We start from the raw sequence: 23,848 nt of genomic DNA, 5'->3' as shown, positions 1-23,848 counted from the left end.
TAGTTCACAGGCGATGGTTAGTACCGTTGCTAACCCGGCGGTGCCACGCTTAAACACCATGAAGACATTGTGATTTTCAAACATCGCAGGCACTATTTAATTCGTCGAGCAGGCTCCACGGGCTGACCCATCGCACCGCACAAGCATTGGCTCTGCAACACCCTTTTGCGGCCCCAAACGACTTGGTAAGGACACAGCATGCACCCTATTCGCGTTATCGTAAATGGCAAAAAAGCCGGACTAGAAGCGTTTCGTGAGGCCGTCTTTAACGCCCGTAAAAAGGCACCTATTGAAATTCGGGTGACGTGGGAGCACGGTGATCTAGCCCGCTTAGTACGCGAAGCCTGCGCAGAGGATGTCCGGCGCTTAGTCATTGCCGGCGGTGACGGCACCGTGAATGAGATGGCCAACGCTCTGATGGCTTTACCCATTGAGCAGCGTTTGCCCTTTGCAATAATTCCCATGGGTACCGCCAACGATTTTGCCACTGCCGCTAACATCCCCGGCAACTACGCCAACGCACTCAGCCTGGCTCAAACCGGTGCGCCAAGCGATATCGACGTTATTCAGGCCAACCAGAGGTATTTTATCAATGTCGCCAGCGGCGGCTTTGGCGCACAGGTAACCGCCTCAACCCCCACCGCTCTAAAAAACTGTTTGGGTGGCGGAGCCTATACGCTATCCGGCTTGGTGCAGGCACTGCGCTTTACACCTCACAAAGGCCGTATAAAGTACGCCGAAAACGAATGGCATGATGAGATCATCGTTAGTGCCGTATGCAATGGCACGCAAGCGGGCGGCGGGCAAGTGCTGGCAGAGCACGCAAAAATCAATGACGGACTACTCAATACCGTCGCTATTCGTCGCTTTCCGGCCGAGGCATTTACGCAAGTTCTTAAAGAGCTTCAGCAGCCCGCCAGCGATAACCAATACGTCAAAGCTTTCACCTGCGAATGGATCGAGTGGCAATCGCAAGTACCCATGCCTATTAATTTGGATGGCGAACCTATCGAAAGCAGAGATATTCGCTTTAGCGTTTGCCCCGCAGCGGTTCAGGTGGTACTGCCACCGCAATGCCCACTGCTTAAACTCTAAACGATGTAATGGGTGTTGCGGGCTGCCGTTAGCGCGATCTCGATTGTCTCCGGCGACAACATCGGCAGGCATCTTAATATACCGATACAGGCCCCAAAACCTCAGGGGTGAACGACAAACGTCTAGCCCCCTGCTAACCGGCGGCGACACTGGTCAGCCGCCGCATAGACCACCTCAGTACGCGAGCGATCAATTGGTACTGCACACGGCTAGAAAAACATGCCGTAAATACGGTATGGTAGCCGCCGCACGGTTGTAGCGGTAACCCCTGCCCCACAAACCACCGCCCCCTTAAACGGCCACCGGTTAACACAGCACGATAGGATGACGTATGAAGTTACTGATAAAACTTGTTCGCGAAGGCTTAGGCAGCATTATCGCCTTTGTTAGTTGGCTCACACGCCCGGCCAAGCTCAAGCGCACCCCAGAGGCACAAGCCAAGGTCGAAAACGAGCTAAAAAACTTTGCCTTGTACCAGTTTTTTGCCTGCCCCTTTTGCATCAAAACTCGCCGTGCACTGCACCGCTTAAACCTACCGATAGAACTGCGCAACGCCCAAGCCGGAAGCCCACATCGCCAAGCGCTAGAACAAGGCGGTGGCAGAATTAAAGTGCCCTGCTTACGCATTGATGAAAACGGTACTAACACGTGGATGTATGAGTCCGGGGATATTATCCAGTACTTAGAGCAGCGCTTTGGTTAACAGCTCGTGCCGAGACTGGATTCGGTGCAAGTCATCGGCAAATCCTGAATCACTCGCACATTCCGGTACGTAAACAGACAACGATTGCGACAAACGCTCAAGCTCTAAACGCATTTACTCTGGACTGATTAGTAACGATTAAAACCGTCGAGGCCGTTTAAAATAATCGAGATAGCCCCTGCTATATAGGCTCAAGAATCTAGGTCAGAATCATTCACTCGGTTCTGGCCGATATCGGCGTCCGATCTTTTCATCTCTTGACGGCGCCAGTGTCTTCTTGCCAACTCTTGCATATCGCGGGTTTTATCGTTCTCGTCGACAATTTCCCGCCCCAGTAAAGTTTCCAGCACATCCTCTAGGGTGATAATGCCCTGTACATCGCCGAACTCGGTAACCACCAAAATCATATGCGTCTTTTTGCGCAAAAACTCTTCTAAGGCCTGGGTCAAAGGCATTGCGCCTAACAACACCGGCAACTCGCGCCGATAATTAACAATCGGCGCCTGTTCCTCGCCTCTTGCCTGGGCGAGCAGTAAATCGCTAAGCAGTACAACCCCGGTAATATTGTCGGAGTCGTCGGCAAATATCGGAATACGTGAAAAGGGAATACTGCTGTGCTGTGCGAACACCTCCCCGACGAGGCTGGATTGATTTTCACTAAACAACACCGTGCGCGGCGTCATAACTTCACGCAGAGTCGTTTGGCGCAGCTGCAGTAAGTTTTTTACCACCTCGCTCTCATTCTCATCCAGGTGGCCCTCGGCGCTACTGATGTCCGCCGCGACCGCCAGCTCGTGGCGGTCCAACCCACTACCCGCTCGCTCCCCTCGGGTAATTAAGCGAGTTAGTCTTTCCGATAATAAGATAAATGGATAAAGCGCCTTAATTAAATAGTGCAATCCGTAAGCCGTATAAGGGGCAAGCGCTCGCCAATAGTAAGCCCCCAGCGTTTTTGGAATAATTTCTGACAATACCAAAATGAGCAGTGTTAAAACGGCCGAAAATGCCCCCAAATACGCACTGCCAAACACCACAGTGGCCTGCGCACCGGCCCCGGCTGCGCCAATCGTATGGGCGATGGTGTTTAGGGTTAGAATCGCTGCGAGCGGGCGCTCAACATCGCGGGTAAGGTTGGCCAAGAGTTTCCCTGAGCGTTTACCTCCCTGCTCTAACAGCGAGGCGTAAGCCGAGTTAACGCTCAGCAACACCGCCTCGGCAACCGAACACAAAAACGAGACCCCGAGGGCCAGTGCAATATAAAGTAGTAATAAAGTCATTCACTAGTCCCCGGCCACTGTCGGCGTTTGCCAATTGTTTAGCTTAGCAGGCAGGCCGCTGGTTAAAAAGCATGGCGAGGTAGTATTGCTTAACTGTTTAACGCTACCGGCCCACATACAAGTAGTGTTTGGTGGCCGCTAGCTGGGCACACGCATATTGCGTGCACTCGATCATAGACCAAGCCCCACACTCGGCCTAGAAAGTTCACTCTAAGTCGCGGGTTGCGCGGGGCTTGCGTCTCGGACTGCACACCCAAACCGAAACTGCGATAACCGCACCTCCGGCAATCAAACGAACGACATCGGTACTATGGCTCCAAAAAACGACATTAACGAGCAACCCCACCGGGATCAGTAGATTGTTCATCGTCGCTAACTGCCCCGTGTTAACGCGCTTGCTGGCCATGGCCCAGCATAAATACCCCAGCCCCGATGCCCCCAACCCGAGCCAAATAAGCACTGCCCACTCAAGCATACTGTCTGGTACCAATTGCCAATCGGCAAATAAAATGCAACCAATGCCAGATACTAGCGTCGCGCCCAAAAAGAAGCAGGCAAAGGTATTGAACTGTTGCTGCGGCTTATTAATCGGCAGGCGCTTATAAGCCACTTGGCCTAAGGCAAAGCAAAGGTTAGCCGCTTGAATCAGTAAAAACCCGGTAAGCACATCGGCGCTGATGTGCTGGTAGCGAATAATCGCCGCGCCCACCACCGCCAGTGCCGAGCCCAACCACCAGCGTATGGGCAGGTGGCGCCTACCCAGCAGCACCTCATCAATCAAGGTAATCCAAAGTGGGGTAAATATCGTAAAAAGCAAAACCTCTGGCACACTTAAATAGGCAAAAGCGTGATAGAGAAACTGGTAGGTCACGCCTACTTGCACAGCGCCAATAGCCGTTAACGCCAGTAGCGCTCGCGCCGGAATTTGACGCGGCCTAAAAAACGGCAGCAATACCAGCAGCGCTAAAAAAACCCGAATGAAAACCGCCAGGTAACTGTCCACCTCACCGCTTAGGTAAACCCCAATCAGCGAAAAACTAAATGCCCAGATAACAGTGACTAACGACAGCACCAACATGGGTGACAGGCGAGAAACAGCAAACATGAAAACAACCTGTAAGAAAAGGATATTTTAACACGGCTGGGTTTTAACCTGGGCGATCAACCGTGGCCTTGCCTGCATTGCAACTGCTAGACAAAAGTTAATACCAGAAAGCATTAAAGTGGCACGACCATAACGACTAAGAGGGAAAGACCACCGTATCATCCCCTTCCTGCCATGGCTGATATTTGATCATGGCCTGTACAAACAATGGGTCTGCAAGCCAGTGCTGTAGCCACTGCTGCAGGTTTGGGTAAGGTAGGCGGTAAAACACCTCGCGATCAACATGGGCAAACTGCCGGACAAAAGGCATGATGCCGATATCGGCAATACTTGCGTCATCTCCCAGCAAAAAGCGGTGTTTAGTCAGTAACTCTTCCAGTATTTGTAAAAAGCTCTCACCCCGTTGCCGGTACTCAAGCTGAGTCATCTCAGGGTGACGGTCGGCGTATTTATAGCGATCCAGCCAATGTTTAAAGTCGCTATCATTTTGTTCAATCAAAGCATTGGCCGACGGCAAGATATCCTTACGTAATAACTTTTGCGGGTCTTGCTGCTCCAGCGCCCACTGCATAATATCCCGGCTTTCATCAATCACCGTGCCGTCCACAAGCTGCAACACGGGCACAGTGCCTTTCGGGCTAATCGCCAGCATCTGGGCCGGCTTATTTTTCAAAACGACCTCCCGCAGCGTTACCTGAGCCCCGGCAAACAATAGCCCGAGACGAGCACGCATAGCGTAGGGGCAGCGACGAAAGGAGTACAGGTGGTGTAGTGTGGGGCTCATGGATGTTTTCGCAGTTGGATTAAAACAAGTTACTGTGTGGATCGCGCCAAAACCTTCGATCTGTACCCAAGGCTCTGATAATTGGCGAGATTACCGCTGTCAGGATAAACGGGTCAAGCAACGGAGGTGCCCTGCCAGCAACCGGGCGGAACAAACAACCTAAGCTACGTGTTAAAGTAAGAGCGCACCAAGCCTTTAAATAGAACCTTGTAATTAACTAACAGGATTTTCTATGCACAATATTCAAATAGACATTGTTTCTGACATCGCCTGCCCTTGGTGCGCAATCGGCTACGCCCGCCTAGAGCAGGCCATGGAGCAACTGGCAGCCACGCACGAGTTTAACGTGCAGTGGCATGCGTTTGAGCTAGACCCAGAACACAGCGGCAAAGGCGAGCCGATTTTGCCGGCACTGGTGCGCAAATACGGCAGCACCGAAGCCGAAATGCGCGCCAATCAAGATCAAATGATGCAAATTGCCAAAGACCTCGGCGTCAACTTTAGCAAACTACAAGAGCGCTTCACCTGCAACACCTTCGATGCTCATCGGTTAGTAAAATGGGCCGGCGAGCAAAGCAAGCAGACCGAGATGAAACAGGCTCTGTTCGATGCCTACTTCGGCAACGCCGACAATGTTTCCGACCATGAGGTTCTAGTGCACTGCGTTGCAAGTATTGGCCTAGACCCAGCACAAGCGCGCAATGTATTGGACTCAGACCAGTATGCCCAAACGGTACGCGACGACGAAGCAACCTACCAGCGGGCCGGGGTTACCGCCGTGCCAGCGTTTATCGTCAACAATAAGTACCTGATCTCGGGGGCGCAAGAGCCCGACACGCTGGTGCAAGCATTTCAAGATATCGGTGCGGAATCTGAATGAGCGTCAACACCCAAAAGACAAAAGCAAAACCCTCGAAGGCCGAGCAGCAAGCCATTTTAGCGCGACTGGATAAGTTCAGCCGCCTCACCGACAGCAGTGTTGCAGTCCCGTTTACCAACGTTCGAATTGGTGCAGAGGCTATTATCGGCATACTGCCCGTAGTGGGCGACGTAGCCGGCCTGCTACTGTCCGGCTACGTGCTGTTCGAGGCCCAGCGCGCCGGCGCCAGCTGGTGGGTGAAGCTCCGCATTTTAGCGAATATGACCATTGACTTTCTCGGCGGCTTGGTGCCTGTGGTGGGCGATGTGTTTGACGCATTTTTTAAAGCAAATACGCGCAATACTCGGATACTTAGAGAATATCTAGAAAGAGACATGTAGCCGATACATCTCGCGATGCCTTCAAGGCGAATACAAAAGGCTTAAAAAGTAATCGCAGCGTTAAGGTGCTCGGTTCAAAATCCCGACGCAAAAACCTAGAGAGCATCCCACCCAAAAGGCGTAATGCAACACATACTTCAATAAAAAACGCCACCGATGTTTGCAAGATGAGTTTTATGAGTCCGGCATCACGCAAGATGCGTGATAATCCCTATACCATGGCGTCTAGTAATTGATTCCGGTAAAGGATCATTACCTAAGGGTGAAACTCTGCAACGCGGCCATAACCGAATTTCGCAGACACTCCGACAACCGCTAACTCTAGCGGCCAAAAAAATTATAACCACCACAATAATTAGCGTTGCGTCAGCAAAGTGAAGCACACTTGCTGCGAGCAACGCTATCGTAAAATTTAGATCTAAAAACGATAGTTTAACGTTATTACATGAGGTACAAATGAGTATAAAATACGGATTACCCGGGGCATTCTGCATATTATTAGCTGTGAGCAGCACCGCTCAAGCCGATGACTTTCCCTATGCAAAATCGGGGTTCTATCTAGGCGGTGAAACCGGCGCCAGCGAATTTAAATCGGGCTGCCGTGATCTGTCCGTCACCTGTGAAGACGACGATGAGGTGTATGGCGGTTTTGCCGGTTATCGCTTCAACGACTACTTCGCCATTGAAAGCGGTTATCACGAGCTGGGGGAAGCAACCTCATGGAATATCGACGGTAAAAAATCAGAGATCTCGATTGAAGGCTACGACTTGTCTGTATTGGTGGGTATGCCACTATCCGATCGCTGGATGGCCTACGTTCGCGGCGGCGGATTATATTACGATGCCAACCTGATTGACGGTGGCGACTTGTTCCCCGAGCAAGCCAACAACGCCAAAGGCTGGACTGAAACCGCCGGTGCCGGGTTAGTGTTTCGAGCCACTGACCACCTACAAACCCGCTTACAATACCAATACGTAAACGACTTTGGCGGCAGCGATTGGGGCCGTCAGCCAGACGTACAGGCCGTTACCCTTGGGGTTTTGTGGCAATTCGGCAATGTCGCCAGTAAGCCCACCCGCGAGCCAATCGCCGAGCCGGTAAACACCCCTGCTCCAACGCCTGCGCCAGCACCGGTTGAGCCCGAAACCAAACCCGTGCATGTTCTCAGTCAGTTTGACTTCGACTCGTCAGAAGTCAGCAACACCGGCGCGCTAAATCAGCTAATCAAAGAACTGGCCTCGTCACAAGCCGCCATCACCATTACCGGCTATGCCGACGGTGAGGGCACGGCAGAGTACAACATGGAGCTATCCAAAGAGCGTGCAGAAGCCGTTAAAGCTTACCTGGTTTCTAAAGGCGTATCGGCAAGCCGTATTACCCTGGACTGGAAAGGCGAAACCGAAGCAAGCAGCCAGTCGCCCAACCGGGCTGATCGTAAAGCAGTAGTCAGCACTGAGTTGCCGAAATAAAGCAGCACAGCGATGCTAAAAGGCCGACCTTTAGGTCGGCCTTTTTGTGCGCGCCCCCCCCCCCTTTAACGCCTCAAAGACAACACTCGCATATCAAGTAGCAACGTAAATTGCCCCTTGGCGGTGCGGCTTTTTGGGGAGGAAATAGCAACCAAAAGATAAACATTTGGAGGGGAATTACAGCTCAGGAAACGTCAGTTATACCTCGCTATTCACGGATTATCCTAGACTCTGACACGTTAATCAAGATATTAGAAGATGACCTTCGCTCTCGGTCGATACGCCTTACATCTCGCAGGAGGCTGGCACGCTATTATTACCAGCCTCCCCGAGTAACAGAAATGCAACCAGCTAAATTATTTAAAAGTACAAGCTTGTAACTTTTTCGCCAGAGATCTTTATGTCACACTTATCGCCAGATTTCGCATTAGACGACTGAATAGCACCAGCTACCGCACCAAAAACTCCGCCTTGGTTATTTAATACAGACCCAAAATAACAATAGCTTGAGATATCAATGTTTTGATACTCACTCGCCAGATTCAATGTTGGCGTGTAGGGAGGAAAACTCCCTTTCATTACAGGGTCACCATTTACCGTAAGCTGCAGTACATTTCGGTGTTCATCGTACTGCCCGCCTACCACATAATCTTGACCTTCATGTGAAATAGTCTTGTCCTGTGCTTGAATTGGTGGAGGTGGTGTTGATGCGCAACCGGCGAGGACAACTAAAGGCAAAATCCCGCTAAACAAATTCTTGATTGTCATAATGCTATTTCCTTATATTTGAATTGGCCGAAATATACCCTAACCAATATTAACTTTCAATCTGGGCGTATAGCCACCAAGTCAAAAATACAACTAGCGTTAGATTGGGATGAAAGCTATCACGCACGCGGGACGCATATAAGGAAAGTCTAGACGTTAGGCGCCAGATTAAGCACCCGATTTCGGCCTGCTAAAACCATTCCCCTGCCACCTATCTCTGATAACCGCTTTGGTTTATGCTTTCTGCTACACATAAATGAGGTTTTTATGAGCAATCCCAGCGATTTTGACAAAGTACGCGCCGCCCAGCTGGACTATAACAACAAAAGAGCGGCAGGCTATCGTGAGCAGTCATTAAAGCTTTATCCATGGGTTTGTGGCCGCTGCACCCGAGAATTCACCCGTAAAAACCTTTCCGAGTTAACCGTCCACCACCGCGACCACAATCACGACAACAACCCGCCTGACGGCAGCAACTGGGAGTTACTGTGCCTTTACTGCCACGACGAAGAGCATACAAAATTTGAGAACCTTGTGCGCTACCGCAGCACCACAGAGACAAAAATCAAACCCGCCACCTATAACCCGTTTGCGGATTTGAAAGCACAATTGAGTGGTAAAGATAAATGAGGCGGCATCGTTAAACAGTACTTTTTACCATGCTGGAAGATGCTTGATGGACCAGTGCGAGGTAAGCGCATCATAGCGTCAGCTGACCCAGCCATCCGAGAGGATGCTCAATATGTCATAAGTTTCAATCTGCGCCCGCTTCTTGAACTACCTCTTGCTCAGGATTAAACAAGCGCCTGAGCAATGACTTCGGCCAAATAGGGAGCAACTGAAAACTTTCCAGTATCGACAGAGACATAGTTGCCGTGATGAAGTAAGCCAAGCTTATCGCGGCGGTGGAGGCTGGAGCTGGGGTCGTCCAATCCCCCCGAAGCCTGCGCATAGACCCAGCCACCTTGCACGTTGACCCGATCCGCCTGACTGATTATATCTGCCGCGCCGGGCAGTATATCGCCTAAACCCTCCTTTATCTTTGCGACGATAGAATCTGCATCACCGGCAGACAGATGCGGTGTCTTGGGGGGTTCCGCATTTCGCCCTTCAGCGAGCAGCCCAGCCGGGTACCAGGAAATATAATAGCGGCCATTGCCATAATGCTTAATGTCACCGAAGGGGCCGGCACAAATCACTGCAGAAGAGTGATAAGAATGATCCAGTGGGCACTCCAGAAACGCGGACACTCGATAGCGGTGATGCGTGGTGAAGTCGGTGCGCCCCATGACGGTTTTGTCGATCAAAGGGCGACCCGCCCACAAGGCATTGACGACGGCGTCAAACCCCGTGAAGGTATCTTGGTCCGTATGAATGGCGTAGCGCTCGGATTTCTCGTCGCTGGAACCCACGGCCTGCACTGCTTGTTCGGTTAAGACCGAGATGGAGGGATCATCCATCACACGTCGCGCAAGGGCATCCGCAAAGCTGGTGGTATTTATGGAATATTCCGGCACGCGAGTCGCCAGGCGCACTTGCTCAGCATTATAATTAAAATCCACGTCAGTTGCGGAGAGGCGGCGTAAGTCAGATGACGAAATATCACGCAAGTAACCGTTCACATCCGGATGCTCGCATACCAGATCGGTGACTCTTTCGAAATAATCCCAAATTTCATCGGGGCCAACCACGCTATTTTTATGAACAAGGTAATGGTCGGCTTGTGGTGTTATCCACGAGTCAATAGAGGTTTCCAAGAGCTGTTCGACAATAGGTTTAAAGCGCAAACCGCCAGTAAGGACCTTTTTGGCGGTATCTAGGGTCCGCGATGCCGCGTACAGATAGCCAAGGTGGATTTTTCCCTCATTCCACCGGCTTGCTTCACTCATAATCCGGGGATGTTGTTCAAATAGTGTGACTGTGGCACCCAGACGGGCGAGAGACAACGCGGTGCAGCAACCCATAATGCCTCCGCCCAGCACAGCAATATGTTTCATTATTCAGAGCCCCTTATGTGGCACGTCGTTCTGAAGTCAGCGTCCTGCGCCACACAGCATGGCGCACCCGACATCGGGCTTAACCGCAGCACCCCGTGCAATGCCTCCAGGATATGAAGCTCGATAGCGTAATTATGAAAATAGATAGAAAGTCACTCGCCGGAAATTTCACTCAGTGCCAAATTGATGCTTAGGGTCTTTCCCTCTCGAGGCCCGTGAATCAGCGCCCGAATTCGTGAATTCCTGGCGGTGGCCTCCTGGGCGATTTCGGCGGTGTTATCCGTAGCTTGGCCCAACGTCATAATACTCTGGATGCCTTCTAGTGTCTGATCTGGTGCACAAGTGATCGCGTGTTCGAGCACGTCCTCTCCCTGCCAAACAGGAGTGCACACGATAGCGAGGGGCTCCATAAATGTTAAGGCCCGTCCCATGCCGAATCAGGCAAGGCTAAATCTGAATAGAAATAATCAGCTGGATCATAGTGATTACTGGCCAATACCAACAAGCTGGCACTTTTACTGAGATACTTTTGCCAGGCGATGCATCCCGGTGGTATATGCAGCGCCACACTGCCTAGCCGAAGCAAGTGCAGTGTCTCAGCCCCGCTGCTATCTCGAGTGACGACGTTAATTTCACCTTGCGCGGCTATCAGCAACTGATGCCCAGTGTGGTGCCCATGACCGCCGCGAATGTGACCGACCGGCACATCGCTCACAAAGAAAACTCGACGAGGCGCAAATGGCAGGCCAGAAAAATCGACTGGCAACAACCGACCTCGATTGTCTACCACAGAGGCCAGAGCAATGGTCGCAGGAGTCCGGCTCTCATTTATCTGCGTGATTTTATCGGAAGGCACAGCGGACTCTCGTTTTCTGTGGCCTTCTGATCATAGAGAAGACCAATATTATATCGTTTGGCTAGATGCCGCTTCATCACACAACCCACCTGCTTCGTGGGCGGGGAACTTTGATCGGACTACAGGAACAAATCCAATACCAAGCAGTACAATAAGCCTGAAAACGACCGGTCATCAGGCTTCATTTCCGACCCAGCATTAACGACTTATCATTAAGATGTAATTCGAGTCGTGTTATACCACATTACGTAACTCGCAGGCCATCGACAAATTTGCCAATTCTTTACGCCATTACCAATGAAAATTCAGCATATTTATCTGCTCGCCCACCATAAACCATGATTCGGCCAAGGAAGTCATTGATACCCATTGCCGCCCCCCAGCTAAAGTAACAACCCGTAAAAATCAACTACTGCTTTGTTATGACCCATTAGCTTGGCTTGGGAGTAACCACCGATACAGGTTTGTCCGCCACCTTGAAGGATGACAGCCAAAAAGCAAGTGTTCTTGTGTCGTCGGACAGGCCAAGCTTGGCTGGTGATGTCGGGTTGACGATCTCGATCTGCAGAAGATGCCGGCCTTTTTTCGGGATCTGGATTGCGACATTTTTGGGTTTGCCGCTAAAACAGACCTCATGCTCCAAATCGGAGTTGAGCGTAAACGTCACTTTGTCGTCGTGCCGAAACGGATACCCCGAAAGGATGATTGTCTGAGCGTCTTGCTCTGTCGAGAAAAACAATTCGGCTGTTTCAAATTCGCTCCACGCCCCTTCTTTCTCAAAGTGATGCCAGCCAAGTCCCACGTGCTCTTCTGCGTAAGCAGCGGAGAACGGCACAAGTTTGCCAACCTCTAAAACCGGCGGAGTGCCCCGGGTAAATTTGGTATGACTTTTGACCCATGCGCCTTTTCCAAGCCCCCCAATAAGCCGTTGAAACGCATCTGGGTGTTGGCCCAGCTTTTTCGCAATGTGTCGCGCGAATGACAGCAAGGGTTTTTGAAAACGCGTTAGTTTTTGCCGCCATAGATATTCGCGCCCCGCCATTTCCACGAGTGCCGCGTTCAAGACACGACTTCGCGCTTCCGCCCCCGCGCTAATCCACCCCCATGCACGCTCATGCTCGAACGATCCATCATGGATATAGCTATAAGGGCGCACCCCAGAGTGAATGCACAAGACCGAGGCCTCGCGGTGATAGCATATATCGCAGCCTTGTTTCCAGGCGCGGAAAAGCCACTCCTGAGAAGGCGAGAGGCGCGTTTTCTTGATCGGCAGCCAAGGCCCCACGTCTAAGCAGATCTCGCGTCGGACGGCCCAGCAGGATGAGATAATAAAGGCATTCGGATCGAATTTGTTGTCCTGCACAGCCCCATCAAGCACGATGCGATCTTTATGGGCATCCACAGGCCCATGGTTTGCGGCTGTGCGTTGCAGAAGCAGGATAGGCGACCAAGAAATATCGGCCTTGGATTCGCGCATGAAGGCGACACGCCTAGAGATATGGTCAGGAAAATAGAGATCATCTTGGTTGAGAAAGAGGATGAATTCCCCACTAGCCATTTCGATGCCCTTATTATGTGGGGCGGATTGATGACCGGTATTTTCAGGCAGGTTGCAAAAGAGAATACGAGGATCAGTAAAGGCACAAATCGCCTCCTCCGTCTCTTGATTGCAACCATCGCCTACAACGATCAGCTCAAAATCTTGAAAATCTGAGTTCAGAACGCTCTTGATCGCGGTACTAACCACGCTTGGGCGGTTATAGGCGGCTATAATTACCGATACGGTTGGCGAAACAGACATGGCATAACTTTCATAAAAACTAAAAGGAGGTAGATTATTACTGGGTTAATGCAAATTCCTGCGACAGTCTACTGAATTCGCCCGTAAAATTCTTGTGAAATCGCAAACTCCTACTATAGAGTGCGGCGGCTCGCCATTACCCCAAATCCAGCCGAGCGGCTGTCCATTAGGGGATAAACGCGCAGGGATCAGTGTACCCCCGGCAATAATGAATCCCTTCAAGTCAACCAGTGCGAACCCTCGCTCTCATAGACCCCAAAACTGCCAACGCCTGCGGGAAGATTTATCGGGTTATAGCGAGAGCTACCACCCCTCATCGATCTTATTGTTTTTAAAGGGTTTTGCTAAGGGCTTTGTAAGAAGTCGCGGGACTTCGACTGCCCGCTTAGCGGGATGCACGGGGCACTCAGCCCAGACCGCCCTCTCTGCCTCTTAGAGGCATTCACCTTGTCCTTGTGCCCCATCCTACGGGCGGCATTCGCCGTGCTAATTCGCTCCCGGCGAATTAGAAGTCGCTCCTGCGCTCGCGACATTAGTGCATCCATGCACGTCAAGCACGCTGGCCTCAGCGGTCTCACCCAACTAGACCCACAAACAACCCCCCCCCCGTCCAATGGGGTAACTCGAATGCAGATATGGGACTTTGACGATACGCGGGATGCATGACGCACCTCCCTGTGCGCCACCCTCCGGGCGACTCCGTCGTGTTAATTTGCTCCCGGCAAATTAGAGGTCGCTCCTGCGCTCCATGCGCCCGCGACATTCGTGCATCCATGCACATCAACCGGAGCTAAACCTCGCTCTCGCTGAGCTTTCAGCGAGATATACAAAAAAGCCCCCTGCTCATACGAGCAGGGGGCTTTTTTGTATATTTGGTGGAGCCTAGCGGGATCGAACCGCTGACCTCAACACTGCCAGTGTATAAAATGGGTGTTTTTCCATGTATTCCAGTGAACAACCATGAACACAATATAACTATTTTATCCTTTAAATTCAAATACTTAAAGATAAACTCTTGTTCATGGCGGTTCATAGATTTTCTTTGCGATTCTTTCAGTTTGGACTTAATATGGACTTAAGTTTCCTATTAAGTCCAAATTTAGAGATGAAATTGCCGCCATGAGAGCCAAATTGACTACCCTCAGTACCCGAAATTTCGAGCCAGCTGACCAAGCTTACGAAATTGTTGATACCGAGCTAAAAGGTTTTTTAATGCGGGTACAGCCAACGGGCCTCAAAACCTTCTATTACTCTTATCGAAATTCGGACGGTCGCCGCAAGAGAATCAAAATTGGCCCTCTAGGCCCTTCGCTCACACTCGCCCAAGCGCGAGACAAAGCCACCAGCCTTGCAGGCAAGGTGGCAGATGGTACAGATGTACAAGCGGATAAAATTGAAGGCCGCCAAAAAGCTAAAGAAACCCTCAAAGGCACATTAGGGCGATTTCTCGAAGAACAGTATCAACCGTGGGCGCTGGCCAACCACAAGAGCGGTCAAAATACGATCAACATCGTTAAAGCTTCTTTCCCTGACCTATTGGCGCTCCCCATGAGCCAAATTCAGCTCAAACGTATGGAACGCTGGCGAACCGAGAAAATACAACTAGACCGTAAAGCTACTTACGTTAATCGATGCGTCAATGCTTTGCGCGGTGTGATAACCAAAGCGGTAGAGTGGGAGGTGCTGGAAGAGCATCCGCTGAAACGGCTCAAAAACCTAAAGGTGGACGAAGGCCGCAAAGCCCGTTACTTGTCTAGCGATGAAGAGTTCAAGCTACTAGCCGCGCTAAAAGAGCGCGACGATGAGCTTAAAAAAGCTCGGGCGCGAGGCAACGAACACCGAGCAGAAAGGGATTACCCTCTTTTGCCAGATTTATCACACCTCGCCTACGCTGACCGTATGACGCCTATGATTACGCTCTCCCTGAAAACCGGAATGCGCCGGGGCGAACAGTTCGATTTAATGTGGTCTGAGGTTGACCTAATAAACAATGTGATAACGGTTAACGGCGCTACGGCCAAATCCAGCAAAACCCGACATATACCATTAAGCCCATTAGCTCGGGAGGTGTTGGGGAAGTGGCGCGGCCAATGCGGATTAAATGAGGCCCGTGTATTTCCGGCTGACGATGGCGGCAGGCTGGATAATGTCAAAAGCTCGTGGACAACGATTTTAAAAAAGGCTGGAATCACTCAATTTAGATGGCATGATATGCGCCACGATTTCGCATCTAAGCTGGTTATGCGTGGAGTGCCCCTAAACACCGTACGCGAGCTTTGCGGCCATGCCAGCCTGAATACAACTCTTAGATATGCGCATTTGGCCCCAGATCATAAAGCAGATGCTGTCGCGCTTATTGGATAACGACAATTAGGATAGTCTATGCAAGGCCCATGGTACACGCTTGAAGAAACCGCTCAAAAACTCGGAATACTCAAATCAGAGTTAATTCATAAAATAATCGTTAGTGAAGCTTCAGCTTCCATACTGCTAAAAAATGCCAATCTGCTATACCTAACGGCTGACGCCAAGGGCAACTGGATAGGCAGAGCGTCCTTCACCTATACAGGGCATGTGGCATACCCGCTCGATATACTAGCGCCTTTGCTCGATGGTGTAGAACTCGAAGTTTCTAGAATTCCCGCCAAGATTCTTGAACCCGTTCGCGTGAGCCAATGGAACAGCTCTAACCCTTGGAAATTCGAGCTCCCTGAACCGCCAATCTACAAATGGCAGGGGCGCGAGTTTGAATCCTTGAACGGTGATAATTTATATGCGGTCTCCCTGCCTAAAGAAACGTTCGATGTAAGCGACCAATTAACGCGTCTAACCGAGCAAATGGAAACCATCTCCAAGACAGGTCGAATGGCAGGCGTAGAAAATAAAATGAAACGTGTTTTAAATTTCCCACACTTCAAAATCAAGCCAGAAGCTATAAGGCTAGCCGCTTCTGAGCTTAATAAGCTCAAGGAAAAGCCACGTATAGAGGCTAACACCACCAAACCAAACATCCCTATTATCAACCATGAGTTGCACGCTCTTATTTACAGAATATTATCGAATAATCCTAAAATATCAGCGAAAGGCGTTTGGAAACTAATTAGAGAAGACTTCGAAAGTGATAACCCCGCCTATGATACTGAAGGGATTTTGGTTGATGCCACCTATGCTGACCTACTGTGGAAAACACCGCGAGGCGATAAGACCGCCTTTAGCTATAGCTCACTCAACTCCACAATGAGTAAATTACGAAGACAACATTCAATATTATAAGTACATTTTTTCGCGTATAGCCCAATCTGTATTTGATAAACATCGGTGTTTACTCTAGCTTAAGTTTGGGCACACGCATATTTCGCCCGAAAACTTTTAAGTCTGTCACGAACTATGTTCAGCCTGACAACTCACCAACCTCTAACCTCAAAATGGATGTCATATGGATTTAGATAAAATTTTTTCTTACAAAGAAGTTAAAAAGCGGAAATTCGCTCTATCTGTTTATTTTACGAGCCTCCTAATTTTATTCCTTGTGCTATTAAGAATAGGACATGATGGAGGAGATAAGCCGTACATATGGAACCTTTCCTCTGGCTTTCTCATGGGCAACGTTCTAGGGTTCTACATTGTAGCGATTAAGCACAGGTTTAAAGTGTTTCGTTGGCTCATAGAGGAAAGTGACTATTTTTGCTTTCTATTGATACTTGCCTCGTCAATAGCAGCCATTTATACAGGTTTAAATTTATTGGCCGGCAACGGCCATGAGGCTTCCGTTTTAGGTGCCGTCATAGCAGTTGTAGTATGTATTCCTGTCACCTTAGAAAGTTGGATTGAAGCAGAGAAGGAATATGAGCTGGCAAGAGTAATCCACACATTAATTGAACGAAAGTATTCCACTCTAAAGGAATGAAAATTCAAACCTAGTACAAACTTAAGATTCATCACTAGAATCGGATTATAAGCCCGACTGGGGTATGTCTGTACCCCAACCGAGGGTTTTGATCGACCTTGAAATCTTCCCTTCTGTATACCCAAACTCTAAAGAATCCACTAACGTCGACTTAACTTCGTCACGTTTTGAGGTTTGAAACAAAGCAGTTTAAACAAATACGTTATCAAATACGTAAATTTTAAACCAGCACATAAATCACTACTATCACTCCTGCATAGTGCCCCCATCGAACCAAGTAATTCGTTGAGGCACACAATGAACACAGAATAACAAACCGTATTACCGCGCTCTCTGTCAGAAGTTGAGGCGGCCCTATACATCTGCATGAGCCGGTCTTTTCTGCGCCAAGCGCGAATGGACGGCAAGCGCGATAAGCGCACCCCTGCCCCGCCATTTATCAAGATTGGGCGCTCCGTTCGCTACCTACGCGAAGATCTGGACTCATGGCTAGATAGCCAACAAAAGTTAGACCACCTTGGGCAGATTAGCCTAAAGGCTACCGGCTAACACGTTATGCGCTATAGGCCATATATTCCATTAGCCGCTTTAATGCTTGCAGCGGCTCTCGCTATACCTATAGGTCAAATCTGGCCTATAGGTCTTCTTGTGCACCTGAACGCTCCAGCGCCGCACCTTGGCTGCTTCCCTATAGCTCAAGCGCTTACCTATAGGCCGCTTTAGTATGCTTCTGTTTTCTCTGGAAAAGGCGTTAAAGCTAACCGAGGGTATCGGTACCGAGAGCTGTGCGGACTATAGGCGTCGCCTATTAGGTCATCACCCATCTATTTGTACCAACCTAGCACACCACTATTGCCGACTGGCAAAAGCTAAAAGCCATGTAGAGGCTAACTTGATGCTTTTGCGTACAGATGATTACCTAAAGCTTGGATCAGGTAGCGATAGCTTGTACCTCTCCTGCCCCGATGATGAGCTAAGGGATTTTGCCAAGTGGCATTCTCACAATTTAGAGAAACTCATCATTCGAAAAGTCCGCCGTGGCAGCTCAAAAACGGTCATACAACTAGCTATAGATTACCTAGAGCACCGAGGGCTGACGTTCCCCCTAGATAATCCCTTTGAAGCCAGCCAAGAAGAAATAGCAGGGGCTATAGCTCGGGTTAAGTGTGACCTGTGGTGGCGACAAAAGCTTCGCAAGCTGCAAGACATTAAAATGGAAACTGTCCAAATCGAGATGGGCCAAGTTAATAAGGTGGCAGGGATCTACGCCAGCCACAATTGCGTAAAGCGGAAGTTTGCGCAAGCGGCTCGCAACAAAGATGTATTGGCTCAGTACGTAGCCGAAAACGACTTAGGCCAATCATTCACGCTATTGGATATTGCCGAGCGCGGGGTATCTAACCCCGTTAATCGACGCAATGAGTTAATGACCCGCATTGCTGGTTTTGAAGCTATAGGTAAAGCTCGCGGCCATAAAGGCGTGTTTGTTACCCTTACGGCACCCTCCAAGTACCATAGCTTTCTATCAAAGCCTTGCGTCTCTAACCCTAAGTATCAAAGCCTAACTCCAGCCGATGCACAAAGCTATTTCAACGGCCAATGGCGCAAAGTACGGGCAAAGCTAAAGCGGGACAATATCGCCCCTTATGGATTCCGCGTCGTAGAGCCACACCATGATGGTTGCCCTCACTGGCATATGCTGCTGTTTATTGAGCCAGAAAAAAAACAGGCATTAATCGACACTCTTACCCATTACGCCCTTCAGATCGACGGCAGCGAAGCCGGCGCAGAAACACACCGTATTAAGGTTGAATATATCGACCAAAAAAAGGGAACGGCAGCAGGCTATATCGCCAAGTACATCTCTAAAAGTATCGATGGCGCGAAGTTAGACGCCGACCTATACGGACAAGACGCCGTAAAAAGCGCTGGCCGCATACGGGCTTGGGCCTCTGCGTGGAAGATTCGTCAGTTTCAGCAAATAGGCGGCCCACCCGTCACGGTATGGCGCGAGCTACGCCGCCTTACCGCTGGGGACAAGAAAGAGACCGCATTAGAAGGCCTTAGCGACGATCACCTACGGCAGATAGCAGACGCGGCAGATACTGGCGACTGGCAAGCGTTTACCGAGCTATTTGGTGGGCCTATTATCGCCCGTAAAGATCAGCCTATACGCCCGTTTGAGATTGTTAAAGACAAACCCAGCCGATACGAGGAAGCTGCCAAACAGCTTATTGGCCTGATTTACAGAACATCTGAATTTATTCAGACACGCTTTAGGACGTGGGAAATCAAACGAAAGGAAAGTTTTAATACTAGCGCGACCGCGCTGTTTTCTTCTTCAGGAGGGGCGAACGCCCCTCCCTTGGAGTTCTGTCAATAAGTGTACGAAACCTTAAACCTACCTCACACAGCCAAGAAAATGCATGATTAAACGGTACGCAGGTTCATAACATGTTAAAACAGTAGGGTCAGGCTCAACCTCCCCATGAAGAAGAGCATTCCTCATGGCGTAGATCGTTTCGATCAACCCGTAAAATAAATCTTCATCTGTGCAACGAAATTCAACAGCAGCAATCTGTAAGGGAGGGGCACCGTTTCGCAACAAGTCGGTCATTGGTCGAGGATTGAATGAATCGTAAACCCGCCTCAATTTAGCCTGCTGATCGTCTGACAGATACTGAAACTGAGGAAGAGTATAGAAAGATGCTGGATCATACATTTCTTGCGTTTCATGGAACTTTACCTGACCAGTCCTAATTGATGTGACCTTCACTTCAATATTGCCGCCAGCGATACGGCACACTACAAACCGATGACTCCTGTGCTCGATCTGTTCTTGGTTTCTGTACTGAGGATTAATACAAACTGTCCGCAATGAGACCCGCTCGCGCACCCCTTTTCGCATAACCTCCAAATGAATAGCATCAAGCTTCTGCTGCAAATCCGACACTGCTTGCTGAAATGCGAATGCGTCTGCGGTTTCATTATCCTCTCGTAGAAGAGGTAGAAGGCTCCGGCGAACTGCGTTTGGCTGGTCCTTCACCCAATTCAACATCGCCCGTTCTTGACTATGCCCCGAGGCGTCTCGAAACCAAGCATTGAAGGCAGCCCAAGCTTTGACAAAGGGACCTATATAGTCAATCTCGGCCCTATTCATCCAGTCCTTAGCATGAGAAGGTAGAGCCATTACGTAGTTCCCTCAATAGAATCTAGATAATTCATTGCAGCGACTTCACCGCCCTCAATCGCCGTATCAACTGCCCGCTCAGCAGAAAGGAGCAACTCACTTGCCTTCTTTGTTTCCTCAAAGGCAGAAAGTATTTCTCTTCTAACTGACTTCTGGAGAGCTTCAGGCGCATTCCAAATCAGTATCTTATCAATATCATTTGGGTATAGCTCAATCTGGCCCGAAGATCCCTTTATATGCCTCTCAATTTGCCACTGCCCTAACGGACTATTTAGAAAAACAGATAGATAAACTGAATCAACCAAATTAGACCGCAAAACCGTTACATGATTATCAGGTAACGCTTTTGCGGAATGAAGATATGGGGCAGCGCGCCCCAAAGTACCTTCACCAGTTCCATTAAGTAAAACATCACCATGCTCAATCATCACAGGGGAACCTTTTTCAATAGCGACTCTGTTTCCCGACAAAACAACACGATTGGTACGCACATGTTTCGAGTTAATAACTGGCAGCCCCTTCTCAGAATATTTTGGTTGTCGGCCCCGAGCATTCAAAGAAAGAACGCTACCAAGCATAACAGCTGAATTTGTAGCCTTTAGCTTCTCTTCAACCTCAACAAAAAGCGGCCTAAAATACTGAGCGTCAATCCTATTTGCATCAAACACATCACTAGCTCTCCCAGTGAAGCTCAACTGCTCTAGAGGACTCCAATCAACCAATCCAAGCGCCTCTAAGATTTTCGACTCTGCCCGAGCCTGGGAGGTTATACTTGATCTATACAAAACCTCCTGTCTGTCATATAGGCGTGAAATACGATCCTGAAATTCAGCAGTAAACTTTGGTATTAGAATTCGATCAACATCTTTCGGATACAAATGTAGCTGCCCTGTAGCGCCGGTTACATATCTATGGATCTGAGCTTGGCCATAATGCCCAGAAAGAAATGCAGCGACACATGCAGGAGAGTACCCTTTCACCCGGAGAACTGTAACTTCAGAAACTGTGGCAAATTCTCCATCTTCTCGGAAAAGTTGAATTTTACCAATTGAGCCTTGACCTATTGACGATATCAAAACATCGCTTTTTTTAACATAAAAGGCTGACTCCCTATCTGAGCTTCGCAACAATGAACCTGCTTGAAAACTATTCGAGATATCGCCAGACCGAATCACTGGGAAATCTCCATTTTCAGAGTAACTAATGCTCCTCCCCTTAAGTGGGGCAATTGATAAATCTGAAATCCGAAAATGGTCGAAAGAAGCAATTTTATTGATTGCATCTAACGATTCCCTACTCTGAAACTGCGAATCGAACCTTAATTTAGGATTCTCTTCTTGCAGGTCTTTCACTGAAACAATGGATATTTCACGCCCCTTCAACAGATCATTTAAACGATCTTTGCTGAAGGGGCTCATAGAAAAAAACTAAACTTCTCCTTGCGTGCAAACTCTACAAACGCCTCTGCAATCCCGTCCTCCGTCAACCCATCGTGATTAAATAGATCATGGCTTACAACAAAATGTCCGTGCGTGTCACGCAAATATGTACCATCTTCATTCTTCCGATATATTTTTCGACCAGAGTTATCAACACTCTCTGTCTGCTGTGTTGCAAAGAAAATATTATAATCATCGACCTTGGAGCACAGAGGCCCAACAGCTGGATCTTCATTCCACTTTTGGACAAATAGTACGCTGGTTTTAGTGTTGGTGTGCGGTTTGAAACTATTCGGATGGAGCCCGACAACCCCCAATATTCTGCAACGCTCCATAATAAATTCACGAACACGCTGGTCTGTTGAATTATTGAATCTTCCCTGAGGCAATACAACTGCCATTCGACCGCCAGGCTTCAAGAAGTCCAAATTTCGTTCTATGAACAATAAGTCTCTCGCCACTGCCCGCTCAATCTTTTTTGATTTTATATTATGCGCAAGATCATAGGGCGATAGCATATCAGACTGCCTAATATCACCTGCAAACGGAGGGTTTGCCATCAAGACATCAAAGGAAAAATTTCTGTAACCCTTCTGGCGAGAACTTTCTCGTAATTTTCGCAATCGTCTCCACCCCGAGCCGTATGTGTCCTGCCATTCATCCTGCTTAACGGTTTCATCCCATTTAGTGAAATCTAGTGTATTTAGATGTAGAACATTTGTTTCTCCATCACCGGCAATCAGATTCAAACAACGGGAAACTCGAACACTTTTTTCATCAAAATCTATTGCAAACACATTCTCACGGACATAATCAATACACCGTGCAGGCTTTTCGTCCATGGTAAATAGGTGGCTTTCCTCTTTTCCCATTTCCTTGATTATCTGTCGCCAAACATGGAACATACTGTGAACCGTGAAACCCGCCGAACCACAAGCAGTGTCAATTACTGTATCCCCCTCCTTTGGATTCATCATCATGACACACATGTCGATCACCCAACGAGGCGTAAAATACTGACCTTTTTCACCTTTCGAAGACTTAGAAACAAGGTACTCGAATGCATCATCGATCACATCAAGGTTCGAATTAAATAGCTTCCATTCTTCCAATGAACCAACACATACCTGAAGATGATCTGCGGATAGGCGAATACGCTCATCTTCAAGAAAGACACCATTCCATTTTTTTTTGGCTTCATCGAAAAGATACTGAATTGCATCTTTGAGCTGAGCGGCAGTATTCTGATTTCGAAAACGAAGAGCAGTCTCGCGCCTATGCGAAACCATCTCATCGTAAAGCTTAGTAAATATCAGCTTAAAGACTTCTTCAAAAACGTCGACCCCAGCATTTGCGAGAACCTCGTCTTCCATATCCTCAATTAGGTCGCGTAATGACCTGGCAAACTTCCCTTCTTTGATTCTTTCGTTTTCGAGATCAATCAATGTTTGGATGGTCCACGGCTGATCTACCACCTGCTCAATAGTTTGATCTGACCGAGGGAGCTCATGAATAGGCATGAAGTAATTGGGATTTTTTCTATGCCAAACCTCGGCAAGAATACCATCACTCCAAACTGCAAGCGGCGCTCCAGTAGCATGGGCGTAAGAACGGAGTTGCTCCTTTCCATCCTTGTATTTTTTTTGTTTAACTTCGATAACTATATAAGGTACGGTCGGCCGATTCTCATCAAAGACGACAATATCAGCTCTTTTGGATGAATCACGACCAAAGGTTATAGGATACTCTACAGCAATTCGGGATACACTATATCCAAAACCATCGATTAACCTAGCTAGCCAAAGCTGCCTATTTCTTTCCTCGGGTTTTAGCTGAACATCTTTACCTCTCACAAGACATTCAACATAAGTTACTTGCTTACCCCTCACCTCTTTTTGAAAGCTACGTACATCAAGTGCTCGATTCTCGACTTCAGAGAAGAGTACATACTCATTAAATTCGCTTTGTTTTTTTACGTCTGCCACGACAGCAATCCTTAGAGCCTAGTTTCTATAGAGAAGCACATCATACATCGTAATTTTAAGCTAGCAAGCTACTACCTTCTTTTTGGTTTGCTCTCCCCTTCAGCACAGGAAAACCTCTGAAGCATATTCAATAACTTCTTGTTTAAGCACGAATCAAGGACTACCAACAAAACAAAGCCTTTGCATTGGGATAAGAGGACCAAAATCGCTC

The 23,848-nt window shown here is 48.8% G+C and carries 21 protein-coding genes; 10 read left to right on the top strand and 11 right to left on the bottom strand.

Translation table 11 applies throughout. The annotated features are described in order from the left end of the window. Positions 1-198: 198 nt before the first annotated feature. Together yegS and AACY82_RS00895 are read left to right on the top strand one after the other, a co-directional pair. The gene (gene yegS, locus AACY82_RS00900; protein WP_339614875.1) at positions 199-1,095 is read left to right on the top strand and encodes a lipid kinase YegS; all 897 of its coding nucleotides are present in this window, start codon (positions 199-201) and stop codon (positions 1,093-1,095) included. Between the two features lie 331 nt (positions 1,096-1,426). Beyond that, positions 1,427-1,798 (top strand): glutathione S-transferase N-terminal domain-containing protein, encoded by a 372-nt coding sequence (locus tag AACY82_RS00895; RefSeq protein ID WP_339614874.1) that lies wholly within the window; start codon positions 1,427-1,429, stop codon positions 1,796-1,798. A gap of 191 nt (positions 1,799-1,989) precedes the next feature. On the opposite strand, the gene AACY82_RS00890 is transcribed toward AACY82_RS00895, so the two are convergent. The 3 genes from AACY82_RS00890 to AACY82_RS00880 form a co-directional block, all read right to left on the bottom strand. Further along, positions 1,990-3,075, bottom strand: a complete 1,086-nt coding sequence (locus AACY82_RS00890; protein WP_339614873.1) for a hemolysin family protein — start codon at positions 3,073-3,075, stop codon at positions 1,990-1,992. A gap of 205 nt (positions 3,076-3,280) precedes the next feature. Beyond that, complete coding sequence (locus AACY82_RS00885) at positions 3,281-4,180, bottom strand: EamA family transporter (protein ID WP_339614872.1); 900 nt, start codon at positions 4,178-4,180, stop codon at positions 3,281-3,283. A 136-nt stretch (positions 4,181-4,316) separates the two neighbouring features. Beyond that, positions 4,317-4,964 carry a glutathione S-transferase gene (locus AACY82_RS00880; protein ID WP_339614871.1) on the bottom strand — a complete coding sequence of 216 codons (648 nt, stop codon included), beginning with the start codon at positions 4,962-4,964 and terminating at the stop codon, positions 4,317-4,319. A 232-nt stretch (positions 4,965-5,196) separates the two neighbouring features. On the opposite strand from AACY82_RS00880, the gene AACY82_RS00875 reads away from it, so the two are divergent. From AACY82_RS00875 to AACY82_RS00865, 3 genes are all read left to right on the top strand, one after another. Next, positions 5,197-5,844 (top strand): DsbA family oxidoreductase, encoded by a 648-nt coding sequence (locus AACY82_RS00875; protein ID WP_339614870.1) that lies wholly within the window; start codon positions 5,197-5,199, stop codon positions 5,842-5,844. Further along, entirely contained in the window at positions 5,841-6,224 is a 384-nt protein-coding gene (locus AACY82_RS00870) for a DUF4112 domain-containing protein (RefSeq protein ID WP_339614869.1), read from the top strand. Before AACY82_RS00875 ends, AACY82_RS00870 begins: the two co-directional genes overlap by 4 nt. A gap of 456 nt (positions 6,225-6,680) precedes the next feature. After that, entirely contained in the window at positions 6,681-7,694 is a 1,014-nt protein-coding gene (locus AACY82_RS00865; protein WP_339614868.1) for an outer membrane beta-barrel protein, read from the top strand. 360 nt (positions 7,695-8,054) lie between these two features. Here AACY82_RS00865 and AACY82_RS00860 read toward each other — a convergent pair whose 3' ends face one another. Then, a complete protein-coding gene (locus AACY82_RS00860; RefSeq protein WP_339614867.1) occupies positions 8,055-8,462 on the bottom strand; it encodes a hypothetical protein in 408 nt (135 codons plus the stop codon). Positions 8,463-8,729: 267 nt separating this feature from the next. Between AACY82_RS00860 and AACY82_RS00855 the strand changes: the two genes are divergently transcribed. Then, positions 8,730-9,092 (top strand): YajD family HNH nuclease, encoded by a 363-nt coding sequence (locus AACY82_RS00855; RefSeq protein WP_339614866.1) that lies wholly within the window; start codon positions 8,730-8,732, stop codon positions 9,090-9,092. Positions 9,093-9,256: 164 nt separating this feature from the next. Here the strand turns inward: AACY82_RS00855 and AACY82_RS00850 are convergent, their stop codons facing one another. From AACY82_RS00850 to AACY82_RS00835, 4 genes are all read right to left on the bottom strand, one after another. Further along, on the bottom strand, positions 9,257-10,459 hold the full coding sequence (locus AACY82_RS00850; RefSeq protein WP_339614865.1) for an FAD-dependent oxidoreductase: 1,203 nt from the start codon (positions 10,457-10,459) through the stop codon (positions 9,257-9,259). A gap of 152 nt (positions 10,460-10,611) precedes the next feature. After that, entirely contained in the window at positions 10,612-10,869 is a 258-nt protein-coding gene (locus AACY82_RS00845) for a glycosyltransferase (protein ID WP_339614863.1), read from the bottom strand. Positions 10,870-10,874: 5 nt separating this feature from the next. Next, entirely contained in the window at positions 10,875-11,315 is a 441-nt protein-coding gene (locus tag AACY82_RS00840; protein ID WP_339614862.1) for an FdtA/QdtA family cupin domain-containing protein, read from the bottom strand. A gap of 430 nt (positions 11,316-11,745) precedes the next feature. Then, entirely contained in the window at positions 11,746-13,116 is a 1,371-nt protein-coding gene (locus AACY82_RS00835) for a glycosyltransferase family 2 protein (RefSeq protein WP_339614861.1), read from the bottom strand. A 1,119-nt stretch (positions 13,117-14,235) separates the two neighbouring features. Here AACY82_RS00835 and AACY82_RS00830 point away from each other — a divergent pair. The 4 genes from AACY82_RS00830 to AACY82_RS00815 all read left to right on the top strand — a co-directional run bounded on the left by AACY82_RS00830 (position 14,236) and on the right by AACY82_RS00815 (position 19,406). Continuing rightward, positions 14,236-15,480, top strand: coding sequence for a site-specific integrase (locus tag AACY82_RS00830; protein ID WP_339614860.1), 1,245 nt, complete (start codon positions 14,236-14,238; stop codon positions 15,478-15,480). 18 nt (positions 15,481-15,498) lie between these two features. Beyond that, the gene (locus AACY82_RS00825) at positions 15,499-16,389 is read left to right on the top strand and encodes a hypothetical protein (RefSeq protein WP_339614859.1); all 891 of its coding nucleotides are present in this window, start codon (positions 15,499-15,501) and stop codon (positions 16,387-16,389) included. Between the two features lie 163 nt (positions 16,390-16,552). Continuing rightward, positions 16,553-17,023, top strand: coding sequence for a hypothetical protein (locus AACY82_RS00820; RefSeq protein WP_339614858.1), 471 nt, complete (start codon positions 16,553-16,555; stop codon positions 17,021-17,023). A 724-nt stretch (positions 17,024-17,747) separates the two neighbouring features. Then, positions 17,748-19,406 carry a replication endonuclease gene (locus AACY82_RS00815; protein WP_339614857.1) on the top strand — a complete coding sequence of 553 codons (1,659 nt, stop codon included), beginning with the start codon at positions 17,748-17,750 and terminating at the stop codon, positions 19,404-19,406. 18 nt (positions 19,407-19,424) lie between these two features. On the opposite strand, the gene AACY82_RS00810 is transcribed toward AACY82_RS00815, so the two are convergent. Genes AACY82_RS00810 through AACY82_RS00800 form a run of 3 tightly spaced genes read right to left on the bottom strand, consistent with a single transcriptional unit; the run spans position 19,425 to position 23,637 of the window. Further along, positions 19,425-20,213, bottom strand: a complete 789-nt coding sequence (locus AACY82_RS00810) for a hypothetical protein (RefSeq protein ID WP_339614856.1) — start codon at positions 20,211-20,213, stop codon at positions 19,425-19,427. Further along, positions 20,213-21,631: a restriction endonuclease subunit S gene (locus tag AACY82_RS00805; protein WP_339614855.1), complete on the bottom strand. Its 1,419-nt coding sequence runs from the start codon at positions 21,629-21,631 to the stop codon at positions 20,213-20,215. The genes AACY82_RS00810 and AACY82_RS00805 overlap by 1 nt, the downstream gene beginning before the upstream one ends. Next, a complete protein-coding gene (locus AACY82_RS00800) occupies positions 21,628-23,637 on the bottom strand; it encodes an N-6 DNA methylase (protein WP_339614854.1) in 2,010 nt (669 codons plus the stop codon). Before AACY82_RS00800 ends, AACY82_RS00805 begins: the two co-directional genes overlap by 4 nt. Between the last annotated feature and the right edge of the window lie 211 nt (positions 23,638-23,848).

The sequence above is a fragment of the uncultured Gilvimarinus sp. genome, assembly GCF_963972205.1.
Classification (GTDB): Bacteria; Pseudomonadota; Gammaproteobacteria; order Pseudomonadales; family Cellvibrionaceae; genus Gilvimarinus; species Gilvimarinus japonicus.
Note: the sequence above shows the minus strand (reverse complement) of the source record. Positions and strands in the feature narration are given on the sequence as shown.

Coding starts and splice junctions, on each gene's coding strand:
- AACY82_RS00825 (WP_339614859.1), top strand. CDS start 15,499: ATGCAAGGCCCATGGTACACGCTTGAAGAAACCGCTCAAAAACTCGGA.
- AACY82_RS00885 (WP_339614872.1), bottom strand. CDS start 4,180: ATGTTTGCTGTTTCTCGCCTGTCACCCATGTTGGTGCTGTCGTTAGTC.
- AACY82_RS00860 (WP_339614867.1), bottom strand. CDS start 8,462: ATGACAATCAAGAATTTGTTTAGCGGGATTTTGCCTTTAGTTGTCCTC.
- AACY82_RS00855 (WP_339614866.1), top strand. CDS start 8,730: ATGAGCAATCCCAGCGATTTTGACAAAGTACGCGCCGCCCAGCTGGAC.
- AACY82_RS00835 (WP_339614861.1), bottom strand. CDS start 13,116: ATGTCTGTTTCGCCAACCGTATCGGTAATTATAGCCGCCTATAACCGC.
- AACY82_RS00895 (WP_339614874.1), top strand. CDS start 1,427: ATGAAGTTACTGATAAAACTTGTTCGCGAAGGCTTAGGCAGCATTATC.
- AACY82_RS00865 (WP_339614868.1), top strand. CDS start 6,681: ATGAGTATAAAATACGGATTACCCGGGGCATTCTGCATATTATTAGCT.
- AACY82_RS00830 (WP_339614860.1), top strand. CDS start 14,236: ATGAGAGCCAAATTGACTACCCTCAGTACCCGAAATTTCGAGCCAGCT.
- AACY82_RS00890 (WP_339614873.1), bottom strand. CDS start 3,075: ATGACTTTATTACTACTTTATATTGCACTGGCCCTCGGGGTCTCGTTT.
- AACY82_RS00805 (WP_339614855.1), bottom strand. CDS start 21,631: ATGAGCCCCTTCAGCAAAGATCGTTTAAATGATCTGTTGAAGGGGCGT.
- AACY82_RS00820 (WP_339614858.1), top strand. CDS start 16,553: ATGGATTTAGATAAAATTTTTTCTTACAAAGAAGTTAAAAAGCGGAAA.
- AACY82_RS00875 (WP_339614870.1), top strand. CDS start 5,197: ATGCACAATATTCAAATAGACATTGTTTCTGACATCGCCTGCCCTTGG.
- AACY82_RS00845 (WP_339614863.1), bottom strand. CDS start 10,869: ATGGAGCCCCTCGCTATCGTGTGCACTCCTGTTTGGCAGGGAGAGGAC.
- AACY82_RS00880 (WP_339614871.1), bottom strand. CDS start 4,964: ATGAGCCCCACACTACACCACCTGTACTCCTTTCGTCGCTGCCCCTAC.
- AACY82_RS00810 (WP_339614856.1), bottom strand. CDS start 20,213: ATGGCTCTACCTTCTCATGCTAAGGACTGGATGAATAGGGCCGAGATT.
- yegS (WP_339614875.1), top strand. CDS start 199: ATGCACCCTATTCGCGTTATCGTAAATGGCAAAAAAGCCGGACTAGAA.
- AACY82_RS00870 (WP_339614869.1), top strand. CDS start 5,841: ATGAGCGTCAACACCCAAAAGACAAAAGCAAAACCCTCGAAGGCCGAG.
- AACY82_RS00850 (WP_339614865.1), bottom strand. CDS start 10,459: ATGAAACATATTGCTGTGCTGGGCGGAGGCATTATGGGTTGCTGCACC.
- AACY82_RS00815 (WP_339614857.1), top strand. CDS start 17,748: ATGCTTCTGTTTTCTCTGGAAAAGGCGTTAAAGCTAACCGAGGGTATC.